The organism is Fimbriimonas sp. LA-C6 (assembly GCF_055398105.1).
This window is the reverse complement of record NZ_AP038796.1, coordinates 534920-561624: the sequence shown is the minus strand read 5'-3', so window position 1 is coordinate 561624 and position 26705 is coordinate 534920. Positions and strand designations below refer to the sequence as shown.

Sequence of the window (26705 nt, the reverse complement as noted above, 5' to 3'; positions counted from 1 at the left end):
CCCTCTTTTAGGACGCGAAAGACGATGAAAAGTTCTTCTTGATCGAAAAGCACCGAATCTGGACCTTAACCTTTCACAATGAAGGGAATGATTCTCGTAGCGGACCAGTTAGAGCGCTTGGACAAGTTCCTGGCAAGAATGATGCCGGAACACAGCCGAACGAAACTTGTTCGCCTTATTGATGCAGGTGAGGTGCTTGTAAACGGTCAGGTGACGACCAAGTCTTCCTTAATGTTGGAGCCTGGGTGGGACGTTGCTCTTGATGAGCCAGAAGAAGCGCCTTCTCACGACCTGACCCCTGCGGATATTCCTCTGGACATCGTTTTTGAAGACGAGTGCATGCTGATTGTGAATAAGCCACGTGGTCTTGCTTCGCACCCGGCAGCTTCTTTGAAAGAGCCATCGCTTGTGAATGCGCTGCTCAACCGAAATACAGAGCTGAGTCAAACGGGTGGCGCTTTTCGGCCTGGGATCGTGCACCGTTTAGATAAGGAGACGACTGGTCTGATGGTTGTTGCCAAGACCGATGCGGCCCATGTTTCGTTGGCTAAGCAGATCGAATCTAAGGATGCTGAGCGACGGTATGTGGCTGTTGTTGGTGGGTTGGTTGAGCGAGATCGCTTCAGTATCGATGCGCCGATGGGCCGAGATAAGGTCAACCGCATGAAAATGGCGGTTGATCCTAATGGTAAACGCGCGATCACTCATATCAAGCGAGTGGGGAACTACGGTCCGGGGACACTTGTTGTGGTTCGGTTGGAGACGGGGCGGACGCACCAGATCCGAGTTCATATGAGTTCGTTTGGTATGCCGGTGTATGGCGATGCCCTTTATGCTCCTAAAGGGTTCAATGAAGGGCTGATGCAGCTCCATGCGGCTTATTTGGAGGTGGACCACCCTCTGAGCGGAACGCGGATGAGTTTCTTTGCTGAGCCAGATGATTCTTTCTTCGGGAAAGAGGCTGTGACTCTCGGTTTGCTGGATCCGTTCTAGACGGTAAGTCCTGGTACCTCGGACCATCCCTAGTATTATCTCGGGATGCTCCGGTGGATCTTGGATTATCCATATGATGAAGCACGGCAGCTTGTGTCGGAAGTGTCGGTTTTTCGATCGGACGACTGGGTGTCTGCGTTGGTTGACCTAGTGGTTGCGGAGCGCGGTGATCTTTCGTTAGCGGCTCTGAAAGCGCTTGATGACCTGGCGCTTGGTTCAGACTTTTTACGTAGCTCTGGGCGTCGACAGGAGTTGGCGGACCTCGTATCAAGTCAGCCGGTCAAAATCATCAGGGCGCTCCATCAACATCCTGAATCTCTTGGATTTGCGATCGCTTGTTCGTTTCTTTCTGACGGCTATGTGAGAGAGTCTGCCGTTACGAACTTGATTGCGTTGGATGGCGAGAAAACACTCCCGTATCTCGTTTTTCGTAGTGGGGACTGGGTTTATCCCGTCGCAAAAGCTGCGGGGAAGGCTGCGGAAAGGCTGATGCCACTGGTGTCCGACCGGGCATTGCATGAGGCGTTTCTGGCTGTTTGGACACTTCGAAACAAGAACTTCTGGAGTTCGGGTGGCGTGCGTGATGCATTTCGCACGGAACTATTGATACGTCCCGGATTATTGGAGTCGTTGCGGAAGAGCACCTTCACGCAGGGTGCTTTGTGGCTACTCAATCAAGAGTTTTCCGGTAAGAAGTTGCTGGGGCCAGGAGAAAGGTGGATCGACGTTCTGAGAGATATGTTGCTTCATCGAGACCCGGCTGGCGTTGCTGCGGCTCTTCGGTTTATTGATGAACTGGATGAGGTGACGCAACAGAGTCTGCTGCCTGAACTTGCCAGTTGTCCGGTTCGTGTTGTGAAGCTGAAGGCGTTGGCTATGGCGGACCGTTTGGGGCGGATGGAGATCCTTGAGGCTGGTCTCAAAGATAAGAAGTGGCGCGTCCGAAACGATGCTCGGTTCTATTTGGAGAAGCGGGGAAGAGGTGGGTTCATTGAGTTCTATCGTGAACTGTTGCCAAACCCCTATGCTGTTGCGGACTTTGGCTATCTAGCTCCACAAGCAGATTTGGTCGAGCTGTTGCCTTACTTGGAGCATCCTTCTGCGCTGGTTCGAGTTGAAGCGATTCGGGTGCTTGGGAATCGGGGTTATACGAAAGCCGCTGACTTGATTCGAGGCCAAGTTAGGAGCGAGTCTTCGAAAGTTGTTCGGGCGGCTATTGCGGCTATGAGACAGATCGCTACGGCCTTTTCCGTTGAGGAACTGTTTCCCTTGATGGATGACTTGTCTCGGTCACCGCAGGCGAGAAAGTCGATTCAGTCAACCATTGTTCTTCTTTCGCGGTGGGACCAGTTGTTGGTTGTGTTGAGACTGACTTGTTCTGGAGCGCTCGTGCACTTGCCGACGCCCATGCTGCAAAAGTGGCTGGCGCGATCCGTTAGGGATGTGGTTGGTCCCAGCTTGGCGCAGTATCAGGCGATTGTGGGACAGCTTAAAGACTCTCATTCATTCTTGCAGCCTGAGACGTTTGATGCGCTTGAGAAGGAAGTTCTTCATTGGGGCCGATTGAAGGGGTTTTGAAGACTGTGGGTCAGTACCCACAGTCTTTTGCTGCTGAATCGCCTGCGACGTGGCCTGTGGCGAAGGCTGATTGGAGGTTGTAGCCTCCTACTGGGCCTGCTACGTCTAGAACTTCGCCGCAGAGATAGAGGCCTTGAATGATCTTGGATCTCATGGTTTGTGGGTCGACTTCTTCTAGGGACACGCCGCCTGCGACTACTTCGCCTTTTTCGATGGGGACGGTTCGGACTTCGCCTAGGTTCCAGGATTTGATTCCTGAGACGAGGCGGTTGCGGCTTTTCTTGTCGAGCTTTGCGCCGAAGGTTTCGGGTGGCATTTCTGCACTGGTTAGAAGGGCAAGGACCAGGCTCTCGGGGATGAGTTCTTCTAGGTAGGTGCGAATGAGTTTCTTGGGATGTTTGGTTGTGAAGTTGAGGATGTCGGAGTTCAGGTCTTCAAAGGGTGTGCCAGGAACGAGATCGACCTCTAGCTGGACGGGGCCTAATTCCAACTTCTCGGCGACGATTCGGCTAATACCTAGTGCGGTTGGGCCCGAGATTCCTTGATGTGTGAAGAGTAGATCTCCCTGCCACTTGGCAACTTCTTTGTTGGATTGTCTGGCCTTGAGGATACAGTCTCGGAGGGCTACTCCGGAGCGTTCGACTACCACGTCTTTTAGGTAGATGGGTGCTAGGGCGGCTCGGATCTTTACAAGCGAGTGGCCCAGTTGTTTTGCCCATTGCCAGCCGTCTCCGGTGGTGCCGCTGGTTGGGTAGGAGCTTCCGCCGGTGGCGAGGATGACTTTGGAACACTGGATGAAATCTGGCAGTGGTTTTGAGGGTGCTTCAGTGACTGAGGCGTCGTTTTGAACTGCACGAAGCAGCCCTTTTGCACCATAAGCCTTTTCTGAGGAAAGGGAGGATGGCTTTTGGGAGACCTCTGGTTTGCCGAGTCTCACGCCGGTTACGACGTTTTGTTCTGCCACGATCTGTTCGACGGGGCACTCGGTTCTTACTTCAACGCCGAGATTTTTTAGATAGTCTCGAAGGATTGCGACTACGTCTTTGGCTGTTTGATCTACGGGAAAGACTCGGCCGTCTGGGCGGGTGTAGACGTTTAGGCCGCGACTGGTAAACAGCTCGATTACCTGGCGGTTGGGCATGCGGTAGCAGGCTGGGCGGATGAACTTTGCTTCGTTGGGGCGGAAGGCTTTGATGACGTCTTCGAGCGGGCCGTCGTGCGCTACGTTGCACTTTCCGCCGCCTGAAATGAGGATCTTGGTGCCAATGCGGTTGGTCTTTTCTAAGACCAACACCTTGGCACCGAGTTTTGCTGCCTGGATGGCAGCCATGATTCCAGCAGCACCCGCACCTATTATCACCACATCGGGCTTTGCCATAGGTTAAAGGGTACCGACTTTACGGAGTTTTCGGCGCAGTGAGTCCGGGCCAATCGTCGGTCCGGAATGGGGAGGCGGGTAGACCGGACATGTTGACGACGTTGCAATCTGGATTGTCGGCCCAGCCGTATCGTACGGCTACGGGCTTTGGCACGTTGGGGCTTGAGAGGCTCACTACTGAGCCATCGATCCTGGCTTCTGCCCAGTAGAACTTGCGATCTTCGCCTGCGATGGCGAAGCCTTGGGGGGGACGTCCATCGGAGGTCTTGAGGCTTCCGTTTGAGAGCGTTACCTTAGCGACATTGCCGGAGATTTGGAGCAGTTCGAAGCGTGGGCTGTCGTAAAAGAGGGGCTGATGGTAGGTCTTGCCGAGAGCTTGCAGGGCGAGACGTCGCCCTACTTCACGCTTGTTTTTGGGATGGATGTCGGCTGCTTCGCCGATGTCGATGATCACAGCCATGCCGGTGTTGGGGAGTTTGAGCGTCATGGTCTGGGCTTCGCGTAGCTCGGCCCATTGGCTCTCGCCTGGTTCTGGCTGGCGAGGTTGGTAGTTGGCCAACTGCACGAAGTAGAAGGGGAAGTTGCCCATGCCCCACTTGTTGCGCCAGTCTTTGATCATCGTTGGGAACAGATCTCGGTATTGGTAGGCGCGTTCCGCGTTCGATTCGCCTTGGTACCAGATCACGCCTTTGATGTTGTAGGGGATCAGGGGGGCGATCATGGCGTTGTAGAGGGAGGTTGGCATCCATGGGTTGCCAGGACCTAGTGGGCGAATGGGACGGGGAGCCTTGGGATCGAGTCGTTTCTCGATATTCATCTTCCAATCGCCTTCGATGGGCATGCTTTCGCTGCCGTCGGCTAGGCTGATTTTTAGGGAATCGGCTGGACCGGTCATTCCTCCTCCTCCGCCGGAATCGAAGACGCGAATTGCGAGGCTGTTGGCTCCGCGTCGCACCATTCCAGAGGCGATCCGGTAAACGCGTTTGGTCTCCCAGGCGTTCTCTACGCGGCTGTCTGTGAGGCCTATACGTACACCGTTGAAGTAGGTGATGTCGTAGTCGTCGATTGGACCGAGTTCGATTTTAAGTTCTTTGCCGTACCATGCGTCTGGGATGTCGATCGACTTTCGGTACCAGAAGGAGCCGTCGAAGCTTGGATCGAAAGCTGTCTCGCAAGAGGTGCAGGGTGGGAAGGACTTCCAGCTTGAGTCGTTGAACTCGGCGGCTGCCCAACCGTTTAGGAATCCTTCGTTTTGTCCGCCTTTCTTGCCGTTTAGCCAGGTGTCCATCTCGTGTTGATAGGCTTCGAGTGCTTTGGGGAAGTCGTTGGCTACCAGCTTGGAAGTGGCCGCCATCTTTTTGAATTCGGGCTTGGCGTTGAGTGCTCCGTAGCTGGTCCATGACTCTGCGGGAGTGCCGCCCCAACTGCTGTGGATCATGCCGATGGGGACACCTAGTTTGCGATGGAGCTCTCTTGCGAAGGAGTAGCCGACGGCGGAGAAGCCACCTACTGAATTCGGTCCGCCTACGACCCAGTTGCCGACTACATCGCTTTTGGGCTCCGAGCCAGTGTCTTTTTGGACGGTGAACATTCGGATGTCGGACTTCACTTCGGATACGGCAACTTGGTAGTCATTCGCATTGGACTCTGTAAACTCCATGTTGGATTGGCCGCTGCAGACCCATACTTCGCCTACCATGACGTCGCGAACGCTGACCGTCTCTCCACCACTGTTCACTGTTAGGGTGTACGGACCTCCGGCTTGGAGGGGTTTTAGACGGGTCAACCAGCGTCCATTTTTGTCGGCAGTGGCTCCTGCACGTTGATTGCCTATGAGAACTTGAACAAATGAGCCTGGAGCTGCTTTGCCAAAGACGGGTGCGTTGCTGAAACGCTGGAGGACCATTCCATCGGAAAAAAGGGAGTTGAGCTTAAGGTTTGCGTGCTTATGTGTAGCTACAACGCAAAGCAGAGTCAGGAGCATTACAAGGGCTTTTACCCGGTTATTTTCGCTGGTGACCAGCGTTTAGGAGGGCAAGTGGATGAATATCGCAATGTCATTGACATTGGTGTTGGTAGGTCCGGTTACGATGAGTCCGCCGCATGCCTCAAGGAAGTGGAAGGAGTCGTTGTTTTTGAGAGCTCCTCGGGTGGTTTGTCCTTTTGCTCGAGCACGTGCGACTGACTTTGGATCGACAATGCCCCCTGCTGCGATTGTGGGGCCGTCGTTTCCGTCGGTACCTGCGACCAAGAAGGCGGAATGCTCTAACGACTGCATGGTTGTGGCGGCTGCAACTGCCATTTCTTGACATCGTCCGCCAAGGCCTGTCCCGTGAATGGTTACGGTTGTCTCGCCGCCTAGGTAGAGGCACCAGGGGCTATCCGGCTGGTTTTTCATGTGCCGTTTTGCCACATCCATGATCTTTGAGGACATCTCGCGTGCTTCTCCAAGTAGGGGGTCTGAAAAGCCGTAAGCAGGGAGGCCGAGTAGGGTGCATGAATCTGCAATGGCCTGCATTGCCAGGGACACGCTTCCGATTACGTAGTGGGGCACTGGTGGTACGGAAGGGGTTTCTTGGGGCGAGCTGGCGAGGACTGTTCGAACCGATTCCGGTAGCTTTTCGTTCCAGTGGAGTGTTTGCAAGAGGGGGCTAACTTTCGAACTTCGTTGAGGGAGCAACGGACCTGAGCCGACGCTTGTAAGATCGTTCCCGACGACATCTGACAGTACGAGGCAGACAACAGTGGCAGGCGCAAATGCTTCAGCAAGTGCCCCGCCTTTGATTTTGGAGAGCTGTTTTCGAACTGCGTTGATGGTTTGGATACTTGCGCCACTTTCTAGTAGGAACTCAGTTGTACGTTGTAAGTCTTCCAAACTCACACCGTCCACCAGCACTTCCATCAGCGAACTTGCCCCTCCCGATAGCAGGAAGATGACCAGGTCACCTTCCTTTCGTTCTTGAGCAAACTGATGCATTTTTTCTCCTGCTTCCAGGGAGTTTTGATCGGGAACTGGGTGGCTACCTGCAAATACTTCTAGGCCAGTTACAGGAACGCTTAGGCCAAACTTGGTCACGATCAGGCCACCGGAGACTTTATCCCCTAGGATTGGTAGCAGTGCCGTTGCCATTGCGACACTGGCTTTGCCTGCCCCACAGACGTAGATGTTCTCGAACTCGTTCAGGTGAATGTGGTGGCCTTGGATGAATAGCTGATCTCCAAGGCGCTCGACCGCATCTGCCACCAAGTGATCCGCGCGTAGACGATCCAACACGTCCTCGTAGATCTGGAGCGCAATTTTGGATGCTTCGTTTGCGGGGGTGGCGATCATACGTTACAGCTGGCTCAGGAACTCGTAGGCCATGTCTGCGAAGCCGGGAAGGTGCTCGTGGCCGAAGTCTGGGAACACCACCACGTCTTTCTTGGACTGGATCTTGTTGTACGCCGCGAAGCACGTGGAAGGCGGCGTGATGGTGTCCATTAGGCCGATGCTCATTAGGATCTCAGCTTTGATTCGGGGTGCGAGGTGCTGCACGTCGATGTATCCTAGCTTCTCGAAAATGGCTGCTTCTCGCTTGTGGAGAGGGTCGAACTGGCGGAAGTATTTTCGCAGTTCTTCGTAGGCTGCGACGTCTAGATCCATTTCCCATACACGTTGGTAGTCGCTGAGGAATGGGAACGATGGGACGGCACGCTTGATTCTGGGTTCGAGGGCAGCGCACGCCAGTGCCAGACCACCGCCTTGTGAGCCGCCGATGGCTCCGACTCGATCTGCATCTACTTCATCAAGCGACATGACGATGCCTGCAAGTTGGGCGGCATCTAGGAAGATGTTTCGGTAGAGCATTCTCTCGGGCTTGTCGTCTAAACCGCGGATGATGTGGCCGTTCAGGGTCGTGCCGGTGGTGATGCCATGGTCTTCGGAGCGTCCGCCCTGGCCGCGACAGTCTAGGGAAGCGAAGCACATTCCGTTTGCTACGTAGTTCAGCTTGTCGCACCAGTCGCCGCTACTCATGCTGTAGCCATGGAACTGGACTACGGCTGCGCAGCCCTTCTTGCCTTTGGGGCGCAGGTACTTGGCGTAGACGCGCTCTCCACCGACGCCTGTAAAGGTGAGGTGGAACATCTCTACAAATTCAAGCTGGATGGAGTGGGGAACGAGCTCTACTTGAGCATCGAGCGCTTTCATTTCGGCCACTCCGCGATCCCAGAACTCGTCGAAGTCGGCAGGCTTTGGATTTTTGCCTGAGTATTGGAGAAGCTGATCGAGCGGTAGGTCCACGAGTGGCATGAGGGATTCTAGCGGTTCTTTGCCTGTAGTTTCTACAGGCTGCTCAGTTCCACTCGACTTCCACCGGATTGGCTACTGCGATAGATCGCCAGAACCACTTTCAGAGGCTCTAAAGCCATCTCACCTGTGAGGTAGGGTTCGCGGTCTTCGAGAACGGCCTGCGCGAAGTCTTGCAACTGGAGTTTGTGTTGCATGTCCCAACGGGAAGTCTCGTCGTCTTCTGGCTGTTCGCTGCCGTGCATGTGCCAGTTGGGGGTTGGCTGCTGCATCACTCCGTCTCCGTATTTGCCTTTCTGAGCCATTTCGGCGTCGACTTTCCAGAGCTTGGGCTTGTCGCCTTCGATGATGACGCTTCCGTAGGTGCCGTGGACTTCTAGTCGCTCTGAGAGTCCGGGGTAGCAGCAGGTGGAACCCTGAATGACTCCCAGGGCGCCGTTGTGGTACTCCACCAGGGCGAGGGCGGTGTCTTCTACTTCGATGTTGTGGGCTAGGGTTCGGCAGACTGCTTGGACGGACTTTACGCCACCCATGATCCACTGGATCATGTCGATGTAGTGAACGCCTTGGTTCATCAAGCATCCACCGCCATCGAGGGCGTAGGTTCCTCGCCAGTCTCCGGAGTCGTAATACTGTTGGGTTCGGTACCACTTGATGTAGGCGTCACCTTGGACGAGTTTTCCAAGTTGGTCCGAAGCGACGAGATCTCGGAGCTTTCGGATGGTGTTTGAGAAGCGGTGTTGGGAGATGCAGGCCAGTTTGACGCCGTTTGCTTTGCACTCTTCTACCAACCTGGTGGCCGCGTTTAGAGTGATGTCGATGGGCTTTTCGACAACTACATGCTTACCTGCGCGTGCTGCAGCGATGCCGAGTTCGGCGTGAAGTCCGCTGGGGACACAGATGACGACGACATCGACGAGTTGCAGGAGCGATTCCCAAGTGCTTGCTGCTTGGGCGCGGTATTTCTCTGCGGCGGCTTGAGCGCGTTCTGGAAGGATGTCGTAGAAGGCTGTCAGCTGTGCCTCTTCGAGCTGCAGTAAGGCGTCCGCATGGGTTGGGTAGATCGCCCCACATCCTACGATTCCAAAGCGAACCTTTAGCAGCTTGCTCCTGCCTCCGTTACAACTTGTCGAAGCGCGTTGACGGCGACTTCGAAGCGCTGGATACCGGAGAAGCCTCCTAGGTGGCCAGCATCGCTTAGGTGGGGTTCTAATGTGAGAGGACCGTTCCAGCCTTCTCGAATCAGATAGGTTAGGGTTTCCAGTAGTTGGCCGTCGCCTTGCCCGGCGGGAACAACGGAGCCGGTTGATTCGATGGCGTCTTTGATGTGAAGCGTGTCGAGGTAGGGTGTGAGCCAGGGGAACCAGTCCTGCATTGGGCGGTAGCCGATGAGGACGGTATTGGCAAAATCGAAAACAGCGCGGAAGTTTTCATCGCCTAACTCGCCGAATAGTCGCTTTGCGTTCTCTGGGTAGGCGCTCCAGTACCGAGCGTCGTTTTCCACGATCAGGGTGATTCCGGCGTCTACGGCAAGACGTTTTTGTTCGCGCATCCAGTCGATGATGACTGGCGCTAGCTCTTCACTTTTCGCTGTGGGGACCGCTGGAGTGAAGAGCCGGACTCGTTTGCAGTCGAAGAACTTTGCGATCTCGAAGGAGCGCTTGAGGCGGTCATTTTCTTGCCGGGTGTGGTTGATGTCGTAGTCGAGCTTGTTGATCGGAGAGCCGATGCACTGAATGTGGATGTGAGATGCTGCACAGGCGTCTCGGACCGTGTTCATGTGAAGTTCGCTGAGATTCAGGACATTGATCCCCCAGACGCTTCGAAGGTCGAGGCCTCGTACTCCCAGTCGAGTGAGAGTCTCTGTTTGAAATATCAAGTCAGCGTCAATCTCGTCCGCAAATGCCGTTAATGAAAAGTGCAATCGTTCCCCCACGAAGTGGCACCATACCCGCTAAACGGTACTGGTTCGGTGCTCCTTATGCCATTTTAAGTCCTAGTGTATTTGCTGGTTTTATGAAACGGGTGTATCCGTATGTTTGGAGTGCTTGTTGTAGAGCGTCCTGGTTTTCCACCAGAGCGATGACGGTTCCACCTAATCCGGCGCCTGCAAGTTTCGCGCTCACAGCCCCGTGTTGTTTGCACCTTTCGATCAAGAGGTCGATTGCATCGCCTGATCCGCCGAGGTCGGCTACGAGTTGGTGGTTTTCATCCATGAGTCGTCCCAATTCGGTGTAGTTCTTAGACATCAGTGCGTCTGCACCTGGAACGGCTAGCTCTGAGATCCGGTTGATGGCGGATCTGACGGCTGCCTCACCATCCAGCCACCTTTGCGCCATGGGAGAGTGCACGGAGCCACTGAGACGTTCGACGCCGGTTGTGATGAGCAGGAAGGGTAGGTCGCAGTCGAGAGGCTTGAGCGTTGCGTTGGGTCCCGGTTGTGTTGGGTGTTTGCCCGCGAAGTTCATGAGTTGGGTTCCGCCGTGCGTGATCATGTAGGCGTCTTGGAAGCCGCACATGATGCCTGCGTCGTTGCGCTCGATGTCGCGGGTGAGTTCGGCGACAGCGATTGGGTCGATTGGGTTGGGTAGCTCGTTGCGTGCTGCTAAGACACAAGCCAAAGTGGACGCAAGGAGAGCGGTCGAGCCGGATAGGCCGCTGGATCTTGGAACCTCGCACTCCCATTCGATCTTGACGGGACCCGGTAGTGGGAAGCGTTTCATCACGGCATCCCAGAGGCGGGTGTCTGGAGGCAGTTCGCCGGAAACGTCTGTTGTGAGACGGCAGGTGTTTCTTGTTGGGACAGAACAACTTAGGACTGATCCGCCGTAGATGTCGCTCGGGTTGCCGATGATTCCGCAACGACCGGGGGCGCTGGCTTCGAACGTCAATCCCATGGCAACTGCCTTGCGGCCATATATTCTTCGGGGCTGCCGCTGTCTACTCGCTGCTGGTTAGGTTGGAGGGGAACGCCTTTGATGTCGAATCCGGCTGCGATGCCTCGTTGAATGATCTCTGTGAAGCCGATCTCTCCGGTCGTTTGATGGCGAGATGCTAGTTCGTGTTGCTCTAACAGGAAGGTCATGAAACGGATTCCAAATGCGTAGCGACCGGCGATTGCGTATCTGCTTTCTGTTTCCGTTGGCTTGGGCTTTTCTACCAGGCGCTGAATTTGGCCGGTGAATGTGTTTGCTTCGGCGATGCCGTAGCGACTGACTTCTTCATCGTCCACGAGTTCCAGGGCGATGGCACCGTCGATACTTTTGCGGACGATTTCGGCGAGTCTTGGTGCGGGGGAGGTTTCGATGAAACAGCAGTCTCCGAGGAGGATTAGGGCGTCGTCTTCCACTTGAGGGGTTGCTATCGCGTCTCCTAGTCCGCCGGGGCGAGCTTGCAACACCACGTCGACATCGGGGAACCGCTCCAAGAACTCCTGGATCTGAGGCTTGCTTTCTGAGGAGACGACGATGATGCGGTCGCACATGGCTTCTCGCGCTTCATCGATCACGCGCTCTAGGATTCGCTTGGAGCCTAGTGGCATCAGCTCTTTGGGTTTGCCGTTTGTGATTGACGCCATTCGGGTGCCGAGCCCTGCTGCGGGGATAATGCCAGTCATCGAATCTCGATTCTAGCCGCTTTAGGGGAATTGAGGCTCGTTTGGTCTGGGCAATCTTTCGGCTACGGGCAGGAGTGTGGGGAAGGGTTTGTGCGGCTCGTGTTGATACCAATATGCCGTGCTGCTGTAGTCGTTGGAGAGCTTGTTGGCGTGGCCGTGTTCGATGCTGACGCGGATGGACTTCCGGAAACGAATCGGGTCCTCTACGTGGTAACGATACATGGAGTTCTTTCCTTTCCATCGCCACTGGGGATTGCCTGAGTTGAGGGTGATTCCGTGATAGGGAGCACAGTATTCGGCGACCGGGCCGAAGGCGGTTCCGAAGTAGTCCTCTGTGCCGGTGCCGTGGAGTCTGGGTGGCCAGGGCTCGCCATCGATGATGAACATGTCGTCGCCTTCGCCGTACCAGTCGTTTCCTTGGCGGTTGAAGCAGTCGATGTTTAGGTTGCAGCCGACGTAGATCCCATCTCCTTCGGCATCAAGGATGAGATAGTTGTCTTCGTCGGATAGGTTGGGCTTGCGCGACCAGATCTCCTTCTGGTTGTTTGGGTTTAGCCTCTCCGTTAGCCAGCCTTCTGTGTTTGCTTCGCGACGCCATTGGGCGTGGAAGCGGGCAAGTTGTCCTGAGTTGGAGGTTGGATACGCCTCGTAGTCGATGTAGAAGTAGAGGTTGACGGGGACGTCGCACTCGTTTTCGATCTCGATTCGACATGCATCAAATGGCATTGGCCACCAGCAGTTGAACCCGCGACCGTCTTCGGGAGACATTTGCAGGGGGAGGGAGACGAAGTTCTTGAACACTCCGTGTCCGATGCCGAAGAAGTCGCCTATTGGAACCTCGACGCTGGGTTCGGACTCGCTATCCCAGAACATTCTGAGGACGAGTTTTCGGGGGAAGGTGTCGTCGCCTCCTACGGTCATCCAGATGTGTTTGATGCAGCCAGGGCTATCTGATTTCAGTAAGGTTGTGTTTGAGCCTGAAGGGAGGGTCCACCAGTCGTCGTTGTTGCCGCTCTTGTCGTAGGAGCTTGCACGTTGCGAAGAATAGTCCCGAAGAAGCGGTAGTTGACCCAGTGAAGTCGGCCCGATCATGGTGACAACTTATCAAGCAATCTGATTTAGTTCACGTGTAATTGAATTATTGCGCATGCAGGCGCAATAATTCAAAAAGTCCTACCGGATTTCCGGGACCTGTATGACACTACGTTTGTTCCTATTGGACCGGTCAAGTGACTCGGTTTTTGTTTTCTGCTATCGCCCAAAAAAACTGTGCTTCAGCACAAAGTCGAGCTGCTTGTTTGCTATCATTGTGGCGCTTCACTGAAATCAGTGAGCGCCATATTTCATGAGTGGTTCAAGGGGTGATTTGGTTCGTGCCCGGATTTATTTCTCGCAAATTGCGTAGTATCCACCTGTACGGTGCCAACTCCAATGTCCCAAGAGTGTCTCAGCTTCGATCTCTCACAGCTCCCTCCTGCCCAAAGCTACGAACTTCTTACGCGGGCTGTCCAGCCTAGACCCATTGCGTTCGTCTCAACCATTGGCACAAACGGTGTCTTGAATCTGGCGCCATTCAGCTTCTTTATGGCGGGGGGAAGTAACCCTCCGAGTCTCTGTTTCTCCGCGACGCTCACGAGGAACGGTTCTGAGAAAGACAGCCTACGGAACATTCGTGAGACGGGAGAGTTTGTGGTGAACTCGATTCAGCGAGAGATGGTGAATGGCATGAACGCCACAAGCGCTCCGTTTGGGCCTGACGAGAGCGAGTGGGAAGTTAGCGGGTTCACTCCTCTTGCGAGCCTTAAGGTTAAGCCTCCGAGAGTTGCGGAGAGCATGATGCAGATGGAGTGTCGTCTTTTTGAGGTTTTGAACCATGGCGACTCCAGTTCATCGGCTCGTTACATTGTTGGCGAGGTGGTTGCGGTGCATATCCATTCTGCACTTGCGGAAGACGGTTCGGTCGATTGGTCCAAGTATCAAACGGTTGCGCGGTTAGGTGGGGCAGATTATTTGGACAGCGCTTCATTTGAGACGTTTTCCTTGTCAAGACCCTAGCTGTTTTTAACATTCCTGCCTCGGGTAGGTGCTAATCGGCCTTCAATGCCAGTATCCTGTTTTCTCTCAGAACGGCATGCGACTCAAGCGCGTACGCATTTTCGGATTTAAGACCTTCGCCGACAAAACGGAGTTCAGCCTCGACGGAGGCGTGATTGCGGTTGTCGGACCCAATGGCTGCGGCAAGTCCAACCTTGTCGACGCTATCTTGTGGGGCCTGGGTGAAGGCAATGCCCGGCAGCTCCGTGCTCAAACCGGGCAGGACGTCATTTTCAACGGTAGTTCCAAGCGAAAGGCTGTGGGCTTTGCGGAAGTTAGTCTGCTGTTTGATAACGAGGATCGCTCGCTTCCGATTGACTCGCCTGAAGTGAGCATCACGCGCCGCCTGACCCGAAGTGGCAACAATGAGTACAGCATCAACAAGCAGTCTTGCCGCCAGCGCGACGTTTTTGAACTTCTGGCTGACTCTGGTTTGGGACGGGCAGGTTATGCGATTGTTGGGCAGAAAGAGATTGATGCGGCTCTAAGTGCGAGCGTCGAGGACCGGCGTGCTTGGATTGACGAAGCAGCGGGAGTTCAGCGATATCGGTCACGCAAGGTGGAGGCGCTGCGGCGACTCTCACAGGCCAACGAGCATTTGGAGCGTGTGGGCGACATCCTTGGGGAGCTTGAGTCTCAGCGTGAGCCTCTTAAAGAAGAGGCTGAGCAGGCTCTGCGTTTCAAGAGCATTCAGGGTTCTCTGCGTGAGGTGGAAGTCGGCCTGTTGGTGAACGAAGCTGCGTCTTCTATCCGAGAGCTGGCTGAGCTTGAGACCAAGATTGAAGACTCCATTAAGCTTTCAAGAAGCGAGCTGGTACGCGCGGAGCAGATTGATGAATTGGTGCGTGCTGCAGGTGTTGAAATCTCCGAACTGGAGGTTGAGATGGACCTGGTGCGGATCAAGCAGCAGGGAAGCCTTACGAAGCTGGAACGCTCGGAAGCTGACTTAAGGCTTGCTCAGCAGCGGTTGGATAGTCTTTCCAATCAGGAGAAGACCCTCCACGACGATAGTGGTGAGGCGGAAGCGCGAATCCAGGAAGCCGAGCTGGAGCTTCAGAAGCTTATTGCCGAAGAGGAAGAAGAGCGAACTGGTTTAGAAACTCTCAAGGTGAGTTTGGCGGGTGTGGGTGAAGAAGCCAAGCAGCTCCGTGACAACCTGAAGAACGCGGAGACGGAGCTTGAGCGGGCGCGAGTGATCGTCAGTCGTCGCATGAAGATGGAGGCGGATTTAGCCCACCGTCAAGATCGTCGCAAGTTGGTGGATCGTGAACTCAAGGGCGTTGTGGATGCACTTCCTGAACTGGAAGAGGCTGTTGCCGAAGCGACCAAAGAGTTTGAGTCCCAGCAGGCGGGTTACTCGGAGATCCAGCAGAAGATCGCGGCTATTGAGAACGCTGTTATTGCGATACGGCAAGAGGACGAGAAGGATGCTCAGTCTGTGCGCAGTGCACTCACAGAGAAGGCATCTTTGGAAGGCAGACGTCGCGGCATTGAGGCGACGATTGATGCACATGAGGGGCTGACACAAGGCTCTCGTGCTGTGATGGAAGCGATTGAGCGGGGTCTCTTGTCTGGAGAGTACACGCCGGTTGGCCAAGCGGTCGAGACTGAAAAGGATTACGCGCTGGCAATTGAGACGGCGCTGGGTGGAAGTGCTAACGACCTCATCTGCGACCATCAGTCGGATGCGAAGGCAGCGGTTGAGTGGTTGAAGCAGCACCGAGCGGGTCGTGCTACGTTCCAGCCGATTCCTTTGATGCGGCCTGTTGAGCCTAGTTACGAGCTTCGGCGTTTGCTCAACGAATCTGGGATCATTGGTCGCGCAAGCGAGTTGGTGGAGTGTTCCAACAAGCACCGTCCGGTTATCGACAGTCTGTTGGGGCGCGTCCTTATCGTTGAGCATATTGACGATGCTCTGAAGTACGCCAAAACCACTGGGTGGTCGAGAATGGTCACGCTCGATGGCGAGGTCGTTCATAGCAGTGGAGCGGTGACCGGCGGTCAGCAGTCGCGCCAGGGTTATGGGCTTGTTCAGCGAAAGGCCGACCTTTTGGAGTTGGCAGACCAGATTGAGAAGCTGGACAAAGTGGTTCGGGAGTTCGAGTCGCGTAGCTCAAAGCGAAAGCAACGCAGTGCTGCCGAGAGCGAGAAGTTGGTCGGACTCAGAGAGGAACTCAAAGAAAAAGGCACCGAGGTTTCTGAAGCTCGGAGCTTCCTCCAGAATCTGAACGACGAGCTCAAGACAGCTCGAAAAGAGCAGACGAAGCTGGAGGAAGAGCTTAAGGTTCTCGCAACCGGACCTTCGGAAAGTGAGCCTGAGATCGACCTTGCGGACTTTGAAAGCAGACGTGATGAGGCTTTGAAGGCTCTTGCTGCGAAGTCTGCAGATGCGGATATTTCTGAAACGCGACTTCGTGAGGCTGAAGAGCGATCTCGCCAGGCTGGGTCTCGTTTGCAGCTTGCTCAGCGCCGACTTCAGGCCGCGCAGGAAGCGGAGCAGATCCGGCGTCGGCGCGTGAACAACTTGGAGCCGGAGCGAGATAATGCTCGCAAAGAGATTGCTGAGGCTCAGCATAACATCGAACTGGCTCGGGTGGAGAAGGCCGAAGCCGATGCGAAGCTTGCGGAGCTCCAGGGTGTCAAGCGAATTAAGCTTCAGGAGAGTCTGAGCCTAACTGAGGAGGCGAAGGCAGCACGAGCCAATTCAACGAGCGTTTCCGATGCGGCTCATCAGGCAGAGATCAACCGTGCGCGGGCTGATAGCCGACGGGCGCAGGCTCTCCAGCGGCTTTATGAAGAGTACAGCCTCACTGAGGAAGACGCAATGGCTCAAGAGGGGACCCACGAGGTGCCTGCTGATGCGGCGGCGGTTGTGAATAAGCTGCGGCGCGAGATGCGGGCGATGGGCGATGTTAACCTTGGGGCTATTGAAGCTTATGAGCGGCTTACGACTCGATTCGTCGAGCTGGAAGCGCAGAAGGACGACATCCTCCAGGGCATTGATCAGGTTCAGGGAAGTATCCGGGAGCTTGATAAGCTTACGCGGGACCGATTTGTTACGACGTTCGAGAAGGTGCAGTCGGAGTTTGCGCAGATGTTCCAGAAGCTGTTCCATGGCGGTGAGGGTGCTATTGAGCTGACGAATCCGGACAGCATTTTGGAGAGCGGTATCGATATCCAGGTGACGCTTCCTGGTAAGAAGCGACAGCAGCTTAACCTTCTGAGTGGTGGAGAGAGGGCTCTTTGTACGGCAGCGTTTCTGTTCTCGCTCTTGAAGGTCAAGCCATCACCGTTGGTGGTTTTGGACGAGGTTGATGCGCCGCTGGATGGTCGAAACGTTGAGCGGTTTGCTGCTGCGCTTCATGAGCTGACGGAGAACACGCAGTTCATTGTGATTACGCACAACCCGACCACGATTGAGACGGCTCCGATTTGGTTGGGAGTCTCCATGCAGGAGCCTGGTGTCTCTATGCTGGTACCTGCAAAGCTGCCTGACAGCAAAGCAAAGGTGGAGGATGCTTCCGCCATCACTCCGATGTCGGAAGCAGCGAGCGCGCTCTGATTAGATGATGCTTTGTTGGACAGCGGGTGCTGCCGGTGCAGCTGCTGGGGTCATCGGAGCGGGCTGCGCTATGTTCGTTGGGACAGGACCTGTTGCGATGGACTCAGTGGGGGTCTCACCGCCGGAAAGCAGTCTTACTCCGATCACGATAACAGCCACGAGCGCGACGATTCCGCCTGCGATAGCGGCGCTGAGGATGCCACTTCGGTCTACGAACTTGCGTTCTGGTACGTGCTTCTGAGAAACGCCGTTGGCTTTGGCGTGTAGGGCGATCACTTCCTCACGAGAAATGCCGAGGCTTGAGGCGAGTGAATCGATATCGACTCCCTCTGAAGGTTTCGTGGATTTACTCCACATCTTCACCACGTTTTCCGCCTCTTCAAAACTTAGAGTTTCTTTTCCCATTGTGCCTACTCCGCCACTATTAACATACTACACAGATGCAGAGTTTGGGTTCCCGCGAACCTGAAAATCTTGCACGTGAGTACGGACTAAAAAATGGACGTGGCGCAAGTTCGATTAGGTTCGGGGTTAACTCTACAAATCCATGTCGAAGAAGCCATTTCGTAACGCCTCACCTCCTCCATCTGATGCTTTCACGCTCGGACTGGCTGAGCACCGAAATGGGAGACTGGCTCCTGCCATTGCGAGTTACCGGAAAGCACTGTCGGTTGGTCCACGACGAGTTGAAGTGCTGGAGAGGTTGGGGGTAGCTCTTTGCGAATCGGGCAACCTCGACGAAGGTGAGAAGCATCTCCTCAAGGCCCACGAGCTTGCACCATCCAACGCTGAGATTCTGTTTGACCTCGGGGTGTTGGAGATGTTGAGGGGGCAGTTGGCTAAGGCTCTTCAGTTTTTCGACAAGGTGATCGTTTTGAACGTCGCTCATTCGGGGGCTCTTCATGCGAGAGGCTTGGTGCTTCGGGATCTTGGGCGTCTTGGAGAAGCAGCGAACTCGCTGAAGTTTGCTTGTGAAAGCAGCCCACGCAACATCTTGTACATCGTTGAGCTTGCGAACGTGTACGATCGGTCGGGTCGCACTGATGATGCGATCGAGACCTATAGTCATGCGCTTTTGCTTGAGCCGCGTAACGTGGTTGTTCTGCATGCTCTGGCTGACTTGCTGATGCGTCACCGCAGGTTTGAGGAAGCGTACAACGTGCTGACTGCGTTGCTGGCACATCAGCCGACCAACTCAAGGGCCATGGTGAATCAGGGCGTCGCGCTGTATTTTGGAGGTCAACATGATCAGGCTGAGCAGATTTTACAGAGGGTCCTGAAAGCTGCGCCCAAAGAACCCAATGGCTGGCGTTACCTCGCCAAGGTCCAGGAGAAGCTCGGCAAGTATGAGGAGCAACTCAAATCGCTTGAGAATGCGTTGGCCGCTGAACCTGGTGATGTGGATCTGATCTTGGCTAAGGCGGTGGCGCATAACACCCTTGGGCGGTATGAGGAGGCTTGTGGTTTTATCGATAGTCTTCCTGAAGAGACTCGTGGCCTCCCTGAAATTCGATGCTTCCGAGGGTTGTTGCTGCCGCTGGTGACCCAAAGCAATGAAGAGATTGATCAGCTACGGAGTGCGCTTAGTGAGAACATAGCGGAACTCCTCAAAGACAATATTCGGATTGAGGAGCCACATAAGGTCTTGCCCTCCACGGCCTTTGCATTGGGCTACCATGGGCGGGATGACCGTGAGATTCTCCAGCAGGTTGCGGACTTCAAACTGGCCATCTCGCCTTCGCTGAAGTACGTCTCTTCGAGGCTTGACCGGAAGCCACTGGAGAACAGAAAGATCCGTCTGGGGTTCATGTCGGCAAATCTGAGGAGCCATTCTGTGGGGCGTGTGTTCAACCGGTTCCTTAAGGAGATCGACCGCACGCGATTTGAAGTCATCTTGCTGGAACTGCCTGGTATGTACATGGGTGGGCAAGAGTTGGCGAGAGATCATGCTGACAAGACGGTCTATGTCTCTCAGGAACTGAGTGCTGCGAGGAGTCAGGTAGAAGATGAGCAGCTTGATGCGCTCTTCATTACTGACCTGATGCTGGACCAGTACACCGACTCCTTGGCTTATTCCAGGCTGGCGCCGGTTCAGTTCACTTCGTTTGGACATCCGGGCACTTCTGCGCGAGACAGCATCGACTATTGGGTCTCCTGCGACTGGTGGGATCCAGCTGGGAACGAGAGACACTATACGGAGAAGCTTGTGAGGCTCAGGAAGCCTCCGATGATCTTTGAGCAACGCAAAGAACCTAATGAGAGGTTTGGTCGAGATCACTATGGGCTTCCTGAGGATGCGCATCTTTATGTCTGCGCGCAGACGATTCAGAAGTATCACCCGGAATTTGATGAGATCCTTCTGGGGATTCTTGAGAAAGACCCTAAGGCGCTGCTGGTGATCAAAGAGTCGGAAGTGCAGCCGCAGATTGAGCCACTGCAGAAGCGACTACGACGGACCCTTGGAGTGGCGTATGACCGCGTGCGGTTCTTGCCTCAATTCAAGAATCCAGACGAGTATTTGAACCTCTTGATGTGTGCCGATGCGCTTTTGGACCCTGTTCATTACAGCGGATTTAACACATCGATGGATGCGTTCTCATTTGGCTTACCTGTCGTGACGATGGTTGGGCATCAGGTGCGGGACCGATCCACCTCATCGCTGTATCACGAAATGGGGTTCATGGATTTGGTAGCTTATACGCCTGAGCAGTATGTTGAGGCTGCCGTGAAGCTGGCGAATGATGCGGGCTTCAGAGAGGCCGCCGTAGGCAAGATTACGGCACGAGCAGAGGTGCTCTTTGAGAATGTCGCAGTGACGCGAGAACTAGAAGCCTTTATTGAGAAGGCAGTGACTGAAGTGATAGATAGAGGAACCGTTTGAGCGTTACATTTGATCAGATCGTAGCTGCCCGGCACCGCATTGCGGGCGGCATTATTGAAACAACCTGTTCTGAGTCCGTCGGGCTGTCTGAACTGCTTGGATGCCGAGTGTTTTGCAAGAGGGAGTATTTGCAGCGGACTGGCAGCTTCAAGGAGCGCGGCGCGCGTAATGCTCTGCTTCTCCTCACTGCGGAGCAAAAGCAGCGCGGTGTTATCGCAGCGTCTGCTGGGAACCATGCCCTTGCTTTGGCTTACCATGGACGGGAGCTGGGAATTCCGGTGACGGTTGTGATGCCACGTTTTGCTCCGCTGGTTAAGCAGACGCGATGCGTTTCGTTTGGGGCTAAGGTTCTTCTCTCGGGTGACAACATTGTTGAGGCCAAGGTTCGAGCCGACGAACTGGTCGAGAGTGAGGGGCTGACCTATGTTCACGGCTTTGATGGGCTTGAGGTTATTGCGGGGCAGGGCACGATTGGTTTAGAGCTTCTGGAAGAGGTTCCGGAGCCGGATGCCATTATTGTTCCGATTGGCGGTGCGGGGTTGATTGCTGGTCTCGGCTTGGCTGTTAAGTCCATGCGTCCGCAGACGGAGATCATTGGCGTTGAGCCGTATCATGCCGCTTCTTATACGGCTGCCTTGGAGAACGGTGCGCCGGTTCAAGCTGAGATGGATTCGACGTTGGCCGATGGATTGGCGGTTCCCAAGGTTGGGCCTAATGCATTTGCTCTGGCTCAGAGGGTGGTTGATCGAGTTGTTCTGGTGGATGAGGAGCAGATTTCTCTTGCCATTTTGAGACTGATCGAGCTGGAAAGGGGCGTTGTAGAGGGGGCTGGTGCTACTTCGTTGGCTGGCATGCTTTCGGGCAAGCTGGATGACCTTAAGGGGAAGACGATTGTGCTTGTTCTTTGTGGAGGGAACATCGATCCAAGCGTTTTGGGACGTGTTATGGAGCAGGGGCTTGTCGTGGATGGACGGCTTTCTCAGTTCCGCGCGGTGATCTCAGACCGACCGGGCGGGCTTGCGATTTTGGCTCAGACGATCGCTTCCAGCGGGGCCAGCGTGAAGCAGATCATGCATGATCGCGCTTTTGGAAGTGCGGACATTTCTCGGGTAGAGGTGGAGTGCACCGTTGAAACACGAGATCATCAGCACGTGAGGGACCTGCTTTTGAGTCTTGAGAAAGCAGGGATCCCTTGTACTGTTGAAGCGCGGTAGCGCTTAGAGTGGCTGTGCGGTAATGGCTGTGTGACCTTGCTTGACCGAGTGCTTCTTTCCATTGATGGTGAGTTGGAAAGGGGCATTTGTGTCGACATTGACCTGGTTTTTACCGTCGTAGACTACGTCTGCGACGATTGGCCCGAAGGACAGGTTGCGAATACCGTGGCGGTCCTTTCTGCGTAGATTCCAAACCAGTTTCCGGTGAGCGCCGTCTGGCTGGAAACCCATTACATCCTCGATCAGGAGTGCGATGGGGCCGATTCCTGACCAGCCCACGAAGTCGTTCCCAGCGATGTTGCCCTGGGCCATGGTGTCTGGAGCGTAGTTCTCCCAGACGGTATTGGTATTCAGGTACACGGTTGACATCGCTTGGAGATACCGCTCGGATGATTGAGCTGCGAATTCACGATTGAACTGCTCTAGTCCTTTGATGATTGCGTAGTTGGTTGGAGCCCACACGGATCCGTGCCAGTATCCACCCGCCGGTTCATATTCTCGCTCATCCGCGGCGAGGGTGGGGAAGACGTTGGTGCGCCAGAACTCTTTTGGATTCTTGAGGTGATCGATCAGGCGGTCGGCCTGTTTCTTTGATGCGACACCTGCGATCATCGGCCAGAAGCAGCCGGAGGTTTTCTTTCTAAACTGGGTGCCGTCGGCGAGGACATCGTAGTAGATCCCTTCCTTCTCGTTCCAGCACCATTGGTTAATGCGCTTTGAGATCGCGTTGGCTTCTTGCTCGAACTGTTTTGCTTTGTCTGGTTGTTTCAACTCGCGGCACATTTGGACAAGGTTTCGGTATTGCATCACCATTTGGCAGGACATATCCACCCAGCCTGCGCCTTTATCGGTCGGTTTGGGGGTGTTATCCATTCCGCATCCGAGGCCTGTGTTCCAGAAGAGTCTGTGCCTAGTAGATGCGGAGATGCGGCCGTTTTTCTCCCAGTCTTGCGCATTTGGGTCTCCGTCTCGGTTGAGCCATTCCACATACTTTTCTAGGACTGGCAACACCATGGCAAAGCGGCTTTTGTCTCCAGTTACGCGGTAGGATTCGCATTCGGCCCAGCTGAATAAGGGAGGGTTAATGGAGTTTTTCCAGCCAGTTGGTGCGAACTCTCCGCCATTGAAATCGAAGTGAATTTCCGCGCCATCTTTACGGCGGTATTCGCGACATATGTATCCGCTTGGTCGCTGTTGAGCATAGAAGTTGTCCAGCGATTGAATCGCGGGCATAACGCGATACCCGTACCGTCCGAACATCGTAATGAAGATCGTGTCCCACTGATAGATGTTTTCATTGAAAGCTGCATCCATGTGGTTGGACACTAGAGTTGAGCCTGGAAGTGGTGTGCGAGATTTTTCGCAAGCCAGTTCCCAGCACCGCCAATACATGGAGATCCAGTCGGGATTGCCATCTAGTATCGGACTGGGGAGCAGCTTCTTTGCCTCTGCAAACGTGGGTAAGGGTTCGGGGGTGTACCGCTTTTTGGCGAAGTAGATTCCTCGTGGCTGGGCTTTGTCCTGATTTATTCTCAGAGGATTCGCTTGGTGTGATAACGCAATCAGTGATACGAGCGCTAGGTGTAACAAAGTGACATGTGTTTACCTCATTCATATGTCGCAAGGTAAAGCAAATAATCCAAATAGTATTGAGCTTTTACTGTTTATTGGCGCATGAATATTGCGTTACCGGAGTCTTTTTCGGGACCATATGCCTAGGAAACGGATTTTGTTTGAATTAATGTAAGAAGATTCAGCTCTTAATAGATTGATGTTGAACAATAAAGGTGTTGCTCTCTTGGCAACTGCACTCCTTGTAAGTCTCTGTCCTATCGCCCATTGTGCTCAAGTTGCAGAGGCGAAAGACCAAAAGGTTTCGCTGAAAGTCGGTGACCAGGCGCCATTAATGAAGGTTGGGTCTTGGGCACAAGGCACCCCTATTAAAGGATTTGAGAAGGGCAAGGTTTACGTTGTGGAGTTCTGGGCGAGTTGGTGTGGGCCCTGCTTCAAAGCGATGCCGCATCTCAGTGAACTCTCCAAGAAGCATGCCGCTAAGGCTGTTTTTACCGGTGTTGACGTGTGGGAGGATCAAAAAGGTGGATACACCGCTCCTGCCATTGTGAAGAAATTCCTTGCCGACAACCCCGGTCGCATTACTTATAACGTAGCGGTGGATGGGCAGGATGCCTGGATGGGTAAGAACTGGTTAACTGCTGCGGGCAAGAACAGTATTCCGACTGCTTTTGTGGTGGACCAAAATGGAAAGATCGCGTTTATCGGCCACCCGATGGATCTTACGAATGTGTTGCAGCCGATCATTGATGGGAAATTTGATCCTGTTGCTTATGCCAAGCGGCCTGCGCAACCTGACTTCTTACCGCTTTATACCGCACTCCAGAAGAAGGACTTTGACACACTCAAGAACCTAGCGTCCAAGATGGCCAGCGAGTGGCCTGTGTACGCTGACATGCTGAACTCATTTCAAACGGTAGCACTTGCTGGCAAGGATCTTAAAGCTGGGAATGCCGCAGTAGACCAACTGATCAAGGATAAGAAAGAGGAAGAGCTCGCGAATCTTGGAATGTCGCTGATGGGCGTTGAAGGGATGCCAACCGATTTCTACAAGTTGGCGGTGAAGTCCTTTGCGGCGGCCTCTGGAAGCAAGCTTCTTCCACCGTCATTTTTGAAGCAGCTTCTCGCGGAGGCTTACTTCAAGGCTGGAGACAAAGCCAAAGCGATTGAGTCGGCCAAGGAAGCTTTGGCGGCTGCTAAAGCGGACAAGACCTTGCCAGCCGAATTTGCTAAGCGGATCGAAGAGATGCTGGCAAAGTTTGAGAAAGCCTGAGGCTAGTTATTGCGTTTGGGGGCTGGTGCCAGCCCCCTCTGTTATTTACTTGCCGAAAGCCTTGGCGAGATGCTCTTCGATTGTTCGACGACCTTCAAGGTCGATCAGTTTGCCTTGTGGGCTGATGACGAACATCTGAGGAATGGAGTCAATGCCCCATGAGGTGGAGAACTCGCTCTGCCAGAAGTTGCCCTGGTAGTACTGTGGCCATGCGACATCGTTCTTCTTGACGAACTCTTGTAGGAGCTTGAGGCCGCCCTTTTCGACAGGCTGATCCAGCGAGACGCCCAGGATTTCAAATCCTTTGTCGTGGTACTTCTTGTAGAGATCCTTTATTCGAGGAAGCTCTGCGACGCATGGTCCGCACCATGTTGCCCAGAAGTCGATAAGAACGAGCTTGCCTTTGTAGTCTTTGATGTCGACTTTCTTGCCGGACGATGCCTCGGTGAATGAGAGCTCGAAGGGCTTGCCGATGGCTTCGAACTGTTTGACTTTGCCCTTGAATCGCGCGGAGATTTTCTCTGGGTACTTGCTTACAATAAGCTTATAGATCTCAAGAGATTGCTTAGGATTTGGGCTGCTTCGAGCTAAATTGCCGAGCAATCGAGCACCGCGGGCATCTTCTGGGTATTCCTTAACGAAGCCATCAATAGCGGCTCTCTGTTCGTCGAAGGTTTTCCCGGTTCGGGTAAAGTCGACGACTTTCCAGTATTTGCCGGAGATAACGATTGGCTTAGGAGGATTAGTGTCGAGAATTGCATCAACATCTTTTGCATGCTCGGCCGGACCCAAGGTTTGGGAGAGGTTCATCCATCGCTCATCCATTAGCTTGGGAGTTTCGGCGTTCTCTGGGTACTCCTTAAAGAAAGCCAGAATCAACTCGCCTCGCTTGGCAGCCGAGGCGCTCATGTCCTTCATGTACTGCTCAACGTAGGCTTTGGATGTGGCTTTGTCTTTGTATTTAGCCTGATCGAAAACTGGAGCCTGCACGGCTTTGATGTCTTTCAACATTTCTTCGGCAGACTTTTTGGCTTGCGCGCTGGCCGAGCCAACTACTGCAATAAGCGCCAACGCGATTCCAGCAAGTTTTGAAACTGATTTCATCATTACTCCCATTGACCCGGCTGTTATACCGTTCTTGTTTACATTCTACAAATGCAAGGAAGTGATGTTAAGGGGAGTGTCTGAATAAAAAAGCTCCGACCTCAGGAAATGAGGCCGGAGCTAGCTTTGAACTTACTTCAGTTCAGAAGAGATGGCTTCTGCAAAGCCGGATGTGGTGGCGCTGCCACCGAGGTCGTAGGTCTTGATACCCTTTTGGAGGGTTGCCTCAAGGGCACCTTCGATGTTCTTTCGTGCATCGTGCTCACCGAGGTGGTCGAGCATGAGGGTTGCGGAAAGAAGCAGAGCGGTTGGGTTGACCTTGTTCATGCCGGTGTACTTTGGCGCGGAACCGTGGACGGCTTCGAAAAGCGCACAGTTGCTGCCGTAGTTGGCACCTGGAGCCACGCCAAGACCACCCATCATTCCTGCTGCGAGGTCGGAGATGATGTCACCGTATAGGTTCAGGGTGACCAGCACGTCGTAGATGTTCCACTTGGTGACGAGCTGCATGCACTGGTTGTCGACAATGTTGTCCCAGCTCTCGATTTCTGGGTAGTCCTTGGCGACCTGGTTGAACACTTTCAGGAAGAGTCCATCGGCGATCTTCATGATGTTGGCTTTGTGAACGCCAACCACCTTCTTTCGACCGTTCTTCTTTGCGTATTCGAACGCGGCGCGGATGATGCGCTCGCAGCCGGCGTCGCTGATCAGCTTCACGCTGTGAGCGACGTGCTCGGTTGCCATGTACTCAATCTGGGCATAGAGGTCTTCGGTGTTTTCACGGAAGATGACGATGTCTAGGTTGGTGAATGGGGTGACGACGCCTGGAAGTGTTTTGACAGGACGTACGCACGCGTAGAGGTCGAGTTTCTTGCGAAGCGTTACGTTGGGGCTAACTGAGCCTTTTCCAATGGGGGTGGTCATTGGGGCCTTAAGGCCAACGCCGATCTCTTTGATCTTAGCGATGGTCTCTTCTGGCACGATCGGCTTACCAGCTTCGACACACTTAAGGCCGGCTTCGACTTCGATCCAATCGATGTCGACCTTGGCGGCCTTGAAAATGGTTTCGACGGCGGACACCAACTCTGGGCCGGTACCGTCACCGCGGATGAGACAAACTTTATGAGCCATTTCTGTTATTTGTTTTGCTTT

Annotated in this window: 20 protein-coding genes and 1 pseudogene; 7 read left to right on the top strand and 14 right to left on the bottom strand. The window is 54.2% G+C overall.

Features of this window, described 5'->3' with window-relative positions; translation table 11 throughout:
* Positions 1–87 precede the first annotated feature (87 nt).
* Both ACZ51B_RS02695 and ACZ51B_RS02690 read left to right on the top strand, forming a co-directional pair.
* Positions 88–993: an RluA family pseudouridine synthase gene (locus tag ACZ51B_RS02695; RefSeq protein ID WP_464295694.1), complete on the top strand. Its 906-nt coding sequence runs from the start codon at positions 88–90 to the stop codon at positions 991–993.
* A 45-nt stretch (positions 994–1038) separates the two neighbouring features.
* Entirely contained in the window at positions 1039–2571 is a 1533-nt protein-coding gene (locus ACZ51B_RS02690; protein WP_464295693.1) for a HEAT repeat domain-containing protein, read from the top strand.
* A gap of 10 nt (positions 2572–2581) precedes the next feature.
* On the opposite strand, the gene ACZ51B_RS02685 is transcribed toward ACZ51B_RS02690, so the two are convergent.
* From ACZ51B_RS02685 to ACZ51B_RS02640, 10 genes and pseudogenes are all read right to left on the bottom strand, one after another.
* Positions 2582–3949, bottom strand: coding sequence for a BaiN/RdsA family NAD(P)/FAD-dependent oxidoreductase (locus ACZ51B_RS02685; RefSeq protein WP_464295692.1), 1368 nt, complete (start codon positions 3947–3949; stop codon positions 2582–2584).
* Positions 3950–3968: 19 nt separating this feature from the next.
* Positions 3969–5933: a sialate O-acetylesterase gene (locus tag ACZ51B_RS02680; RefSeq protein WP_464295691.1), complete on the bottom strand. Its 1965-nt coding sequence runs from the start codon at positions 5931–5933 to the stop codon at positions 3969–3971.
* A gap of 42 nt (positions 5934–5975) precedes the next feature.
* On the bottom strand, positions 5976–7280 hold the full coding sequence (locus ACZ51B_RS02675; RefSeq protein WP_464295690.1) for a glycerate kinase type-2 family protein: 1305 nt from the start codon (positions 7278–7280) through the stop codon (positions 5976–5978).
* Between the two features lie 3 nt (positions 7281–7283).
* Positions 7284–8240 carry an acetylxylan esterase gene (locus ACZ51B_RS02670; RefSeq protein ID WP_464295689.1) on the bottom strand — a complete coding sequence of 319 codons (957 nt, stop codon included), beginning with the start codon at positions 8238–8240 and terminating at the stop codon, positions 7284–7286.
* A 32-nt stretch (positions 8241–8272) separates the two neighbouring features.
* Positions 8273–9028, bottom strand: a complete 756-nt coding sequence (locus tag ACZ51B_RS02665) for a Gfo/Idh/MocA family protein (RefSeq protein WP_464295688.1) — start codon at positions 9026–9028, stop codon at positions 8273–8275.
* A gap of 21 nt (positions 9029–9049) precedes the next feature.
* Positions 9050–9274 (bottom strand): annotated as a pseudogene (locus tag ACZ51B_RS02660) (Gfo/Idh/MocA family protein); the annotation flags it as partial.
* A gap of 59 nt (positions 9275–9333) precedes the next feature.
* On the bottom strand, positions 9334–10161 hold the full coding sequence (locus ACZ51B_RS02655) for a sugar phosphate isomerase/epimerase family protein (RefSeq protein WP_464295687.1): 828 nt from the start codon (positions 10159–10161) through the stop codon (positions 9334–9336).
* Positions 10162–10216: 55 nt separating this feature from the next.
* Positions 10217–11134 carry a mevalonate kinase family protein gene (locus tag ACZ51B_RS02650; RefSeq protein ID WP_464295686.1) on the bottom strand — a complete coding sequence of 306 codons (918 nt, stop codon included), beginning with the start codon at positions 11132–11134 and terminating at the stop codon, positions 10217–10219.
* Complete coding sequence (locus ACZ51B_RS02645; protein WP_464295685.1) at positions 11125–11853, bottom strand: sugar phosphate nucleotidyltransferase; 729 nt, start codon at positions 11851–11853, stop codon at positions 11125–11127. Before ACZ51B_RS02645 ends, ACZ51B_RS02650 begins: the two co-directional genes overlap by 10 nt.
* Positions 11854–11874: 21 nt before the next feature.
* On the bottom strand, positions 11875–12945 hold the full coding sequence (locus ACZ51B_RS02640; RefSeq protein ID WP_464295684.1) for a glycoside hydrolase family 172 protein: 1071 nt from the start codon (positions 12943–12945) through the stop codon (positions 11875–11877).
* A 339-nt stretch (positions 12946–13284) separates the two neighbouring features.
* On the opposite strand from ACZ51B_RS02640, the gene ACZ51B_RS02635 reads away from it, so the two are divergent.
* Positions 13285–13908: a flavin reductase family protein gene (locus ACZ51B_RS02635; RefSeq protein WP_464295683.1), complete on the top strand. Its 624-nt coding sequence runs from the start codon at positions 13285–13287 to the stop codon at positions 13906–13908.
* A 76-nt stretch (positions 13909–13984) separates the two neighbouring features.
* Positions 13985–17509, top strand: coding sequence for a chromosome segregation protein SMC (smc, locus tag ACZ51B_RS02630; RefSeq protein ID WP_464295682.1), 3525 nt, complete (start codon positions 13985–13987; stop codon positions 17507–17509).
* On the opposite strand, the gene ACZ51B_RS02625 is transcribed toward smc, so the two are convergent.
* The gene (locus tag ACZ51B_RS02625; protein ID WP_464295681.1) at positions 17510–17914 is read right to left on the bottom strand and encodes a hypothetical protein; all 405 of its coding nucleotides are present in this window, start codon (positions 17912–17914) and stop codon (positions 17510–17512) included.
* Between the two features lie 142 nt (positions 17915–18056).
* Here ACZ51B_RS02625 and ACZ51B_RS02620 point away from each other — a divergent pair, with 142 nt between their 5' ends.
* Both ACZ51B_RS02620 and ilvA read left to right on the top strand, forming a co-directional pair.
* On the top strand, positions 18057–20390 hold the full coding sequence (locus ACZ51B_RS02620; protein WP_464295680.1) for a tetratricopeptide repeat protein: 2334 nt from the start codon (positions 18057–18059) through the stop codon (positions 20388–20390).
* The gene (gene ilvA / locus ACZ51B_RS02615; protein ID WP_464295679.1) at positions 20387–21604 is read left to right on the top strand and encodes a threonine ammonia-lyase; all 1218 of its coding nucleotides are present in this window, start codon (positions 20387–20389) and stop codon (positions 21602–21604) included. The genes ACZ51B_RS02620 and ilvA overlap by 4 nt, the downstream gene beginning before the upstream one ends.
* Before the next feature lie 3 nt (positions 21605–21607).
* Here ilvA and ACZ51B_RS02610 read toward each other — a convergent pair whose 3' ends face one another.
* Entirely contained in the window at positions 21608–23194 is a 1587-nt protein-coding gene (locus ACZ51B_RS02610) for an MGH1-like glycoside hydrolase domain-containing protein (RefSeq protein WP_464295678.1), read from the bottom strand.
* A 181-nt stretch (positions 23195–23375) separates the two neighbouring features.
* Here ACZ51B_RS02610 and ACZ51B_RS02605 point away from each other — a divergent pair, with 181 nt between their 5' ends.
* Positions 23376–24449 (top strand): TlpA disulfide reductase family protein, encoded by a 1074-nt coding sequence (locus ACZ51B_RS02605; protein ID WP_464295677.1) that lies wholly within the window; start codon positions 23376–23378, stop codon positions 24447–24449.
* 45 nt (positions 24450–24494) lie between these two features.
* On the opposite strand, the gene ACZ51B_RS02600 is transcribed toward ACZ51B_RS02605, so the two are convergent.
* Positions 24495–25556: a TlpA family protein disulfide reductase gene (locus tag ACZ51B_RS02600; protein WP_464295676.1), complete on the bottom strand. Its 1062-nt coding sequence runs from the start codon at positions 25554–25556 to the stop codon at positions 24495–24497.
* A gap of 129 nt (positions 25557–25685) precedes the next feature.
* A complete protein-coding gene (locus ACZ51B_RS02595; protein ID WP_464295675.1) occupies positions 25686–26684 on the bottom strand; it encodes an isocitrate/isopropylmalate dehydrogenase family protein in 999 nt (332 codons plus the stop codon).
* Between the last annotated feature and the right edge of the window lie 21 nt (positions 26685–26705).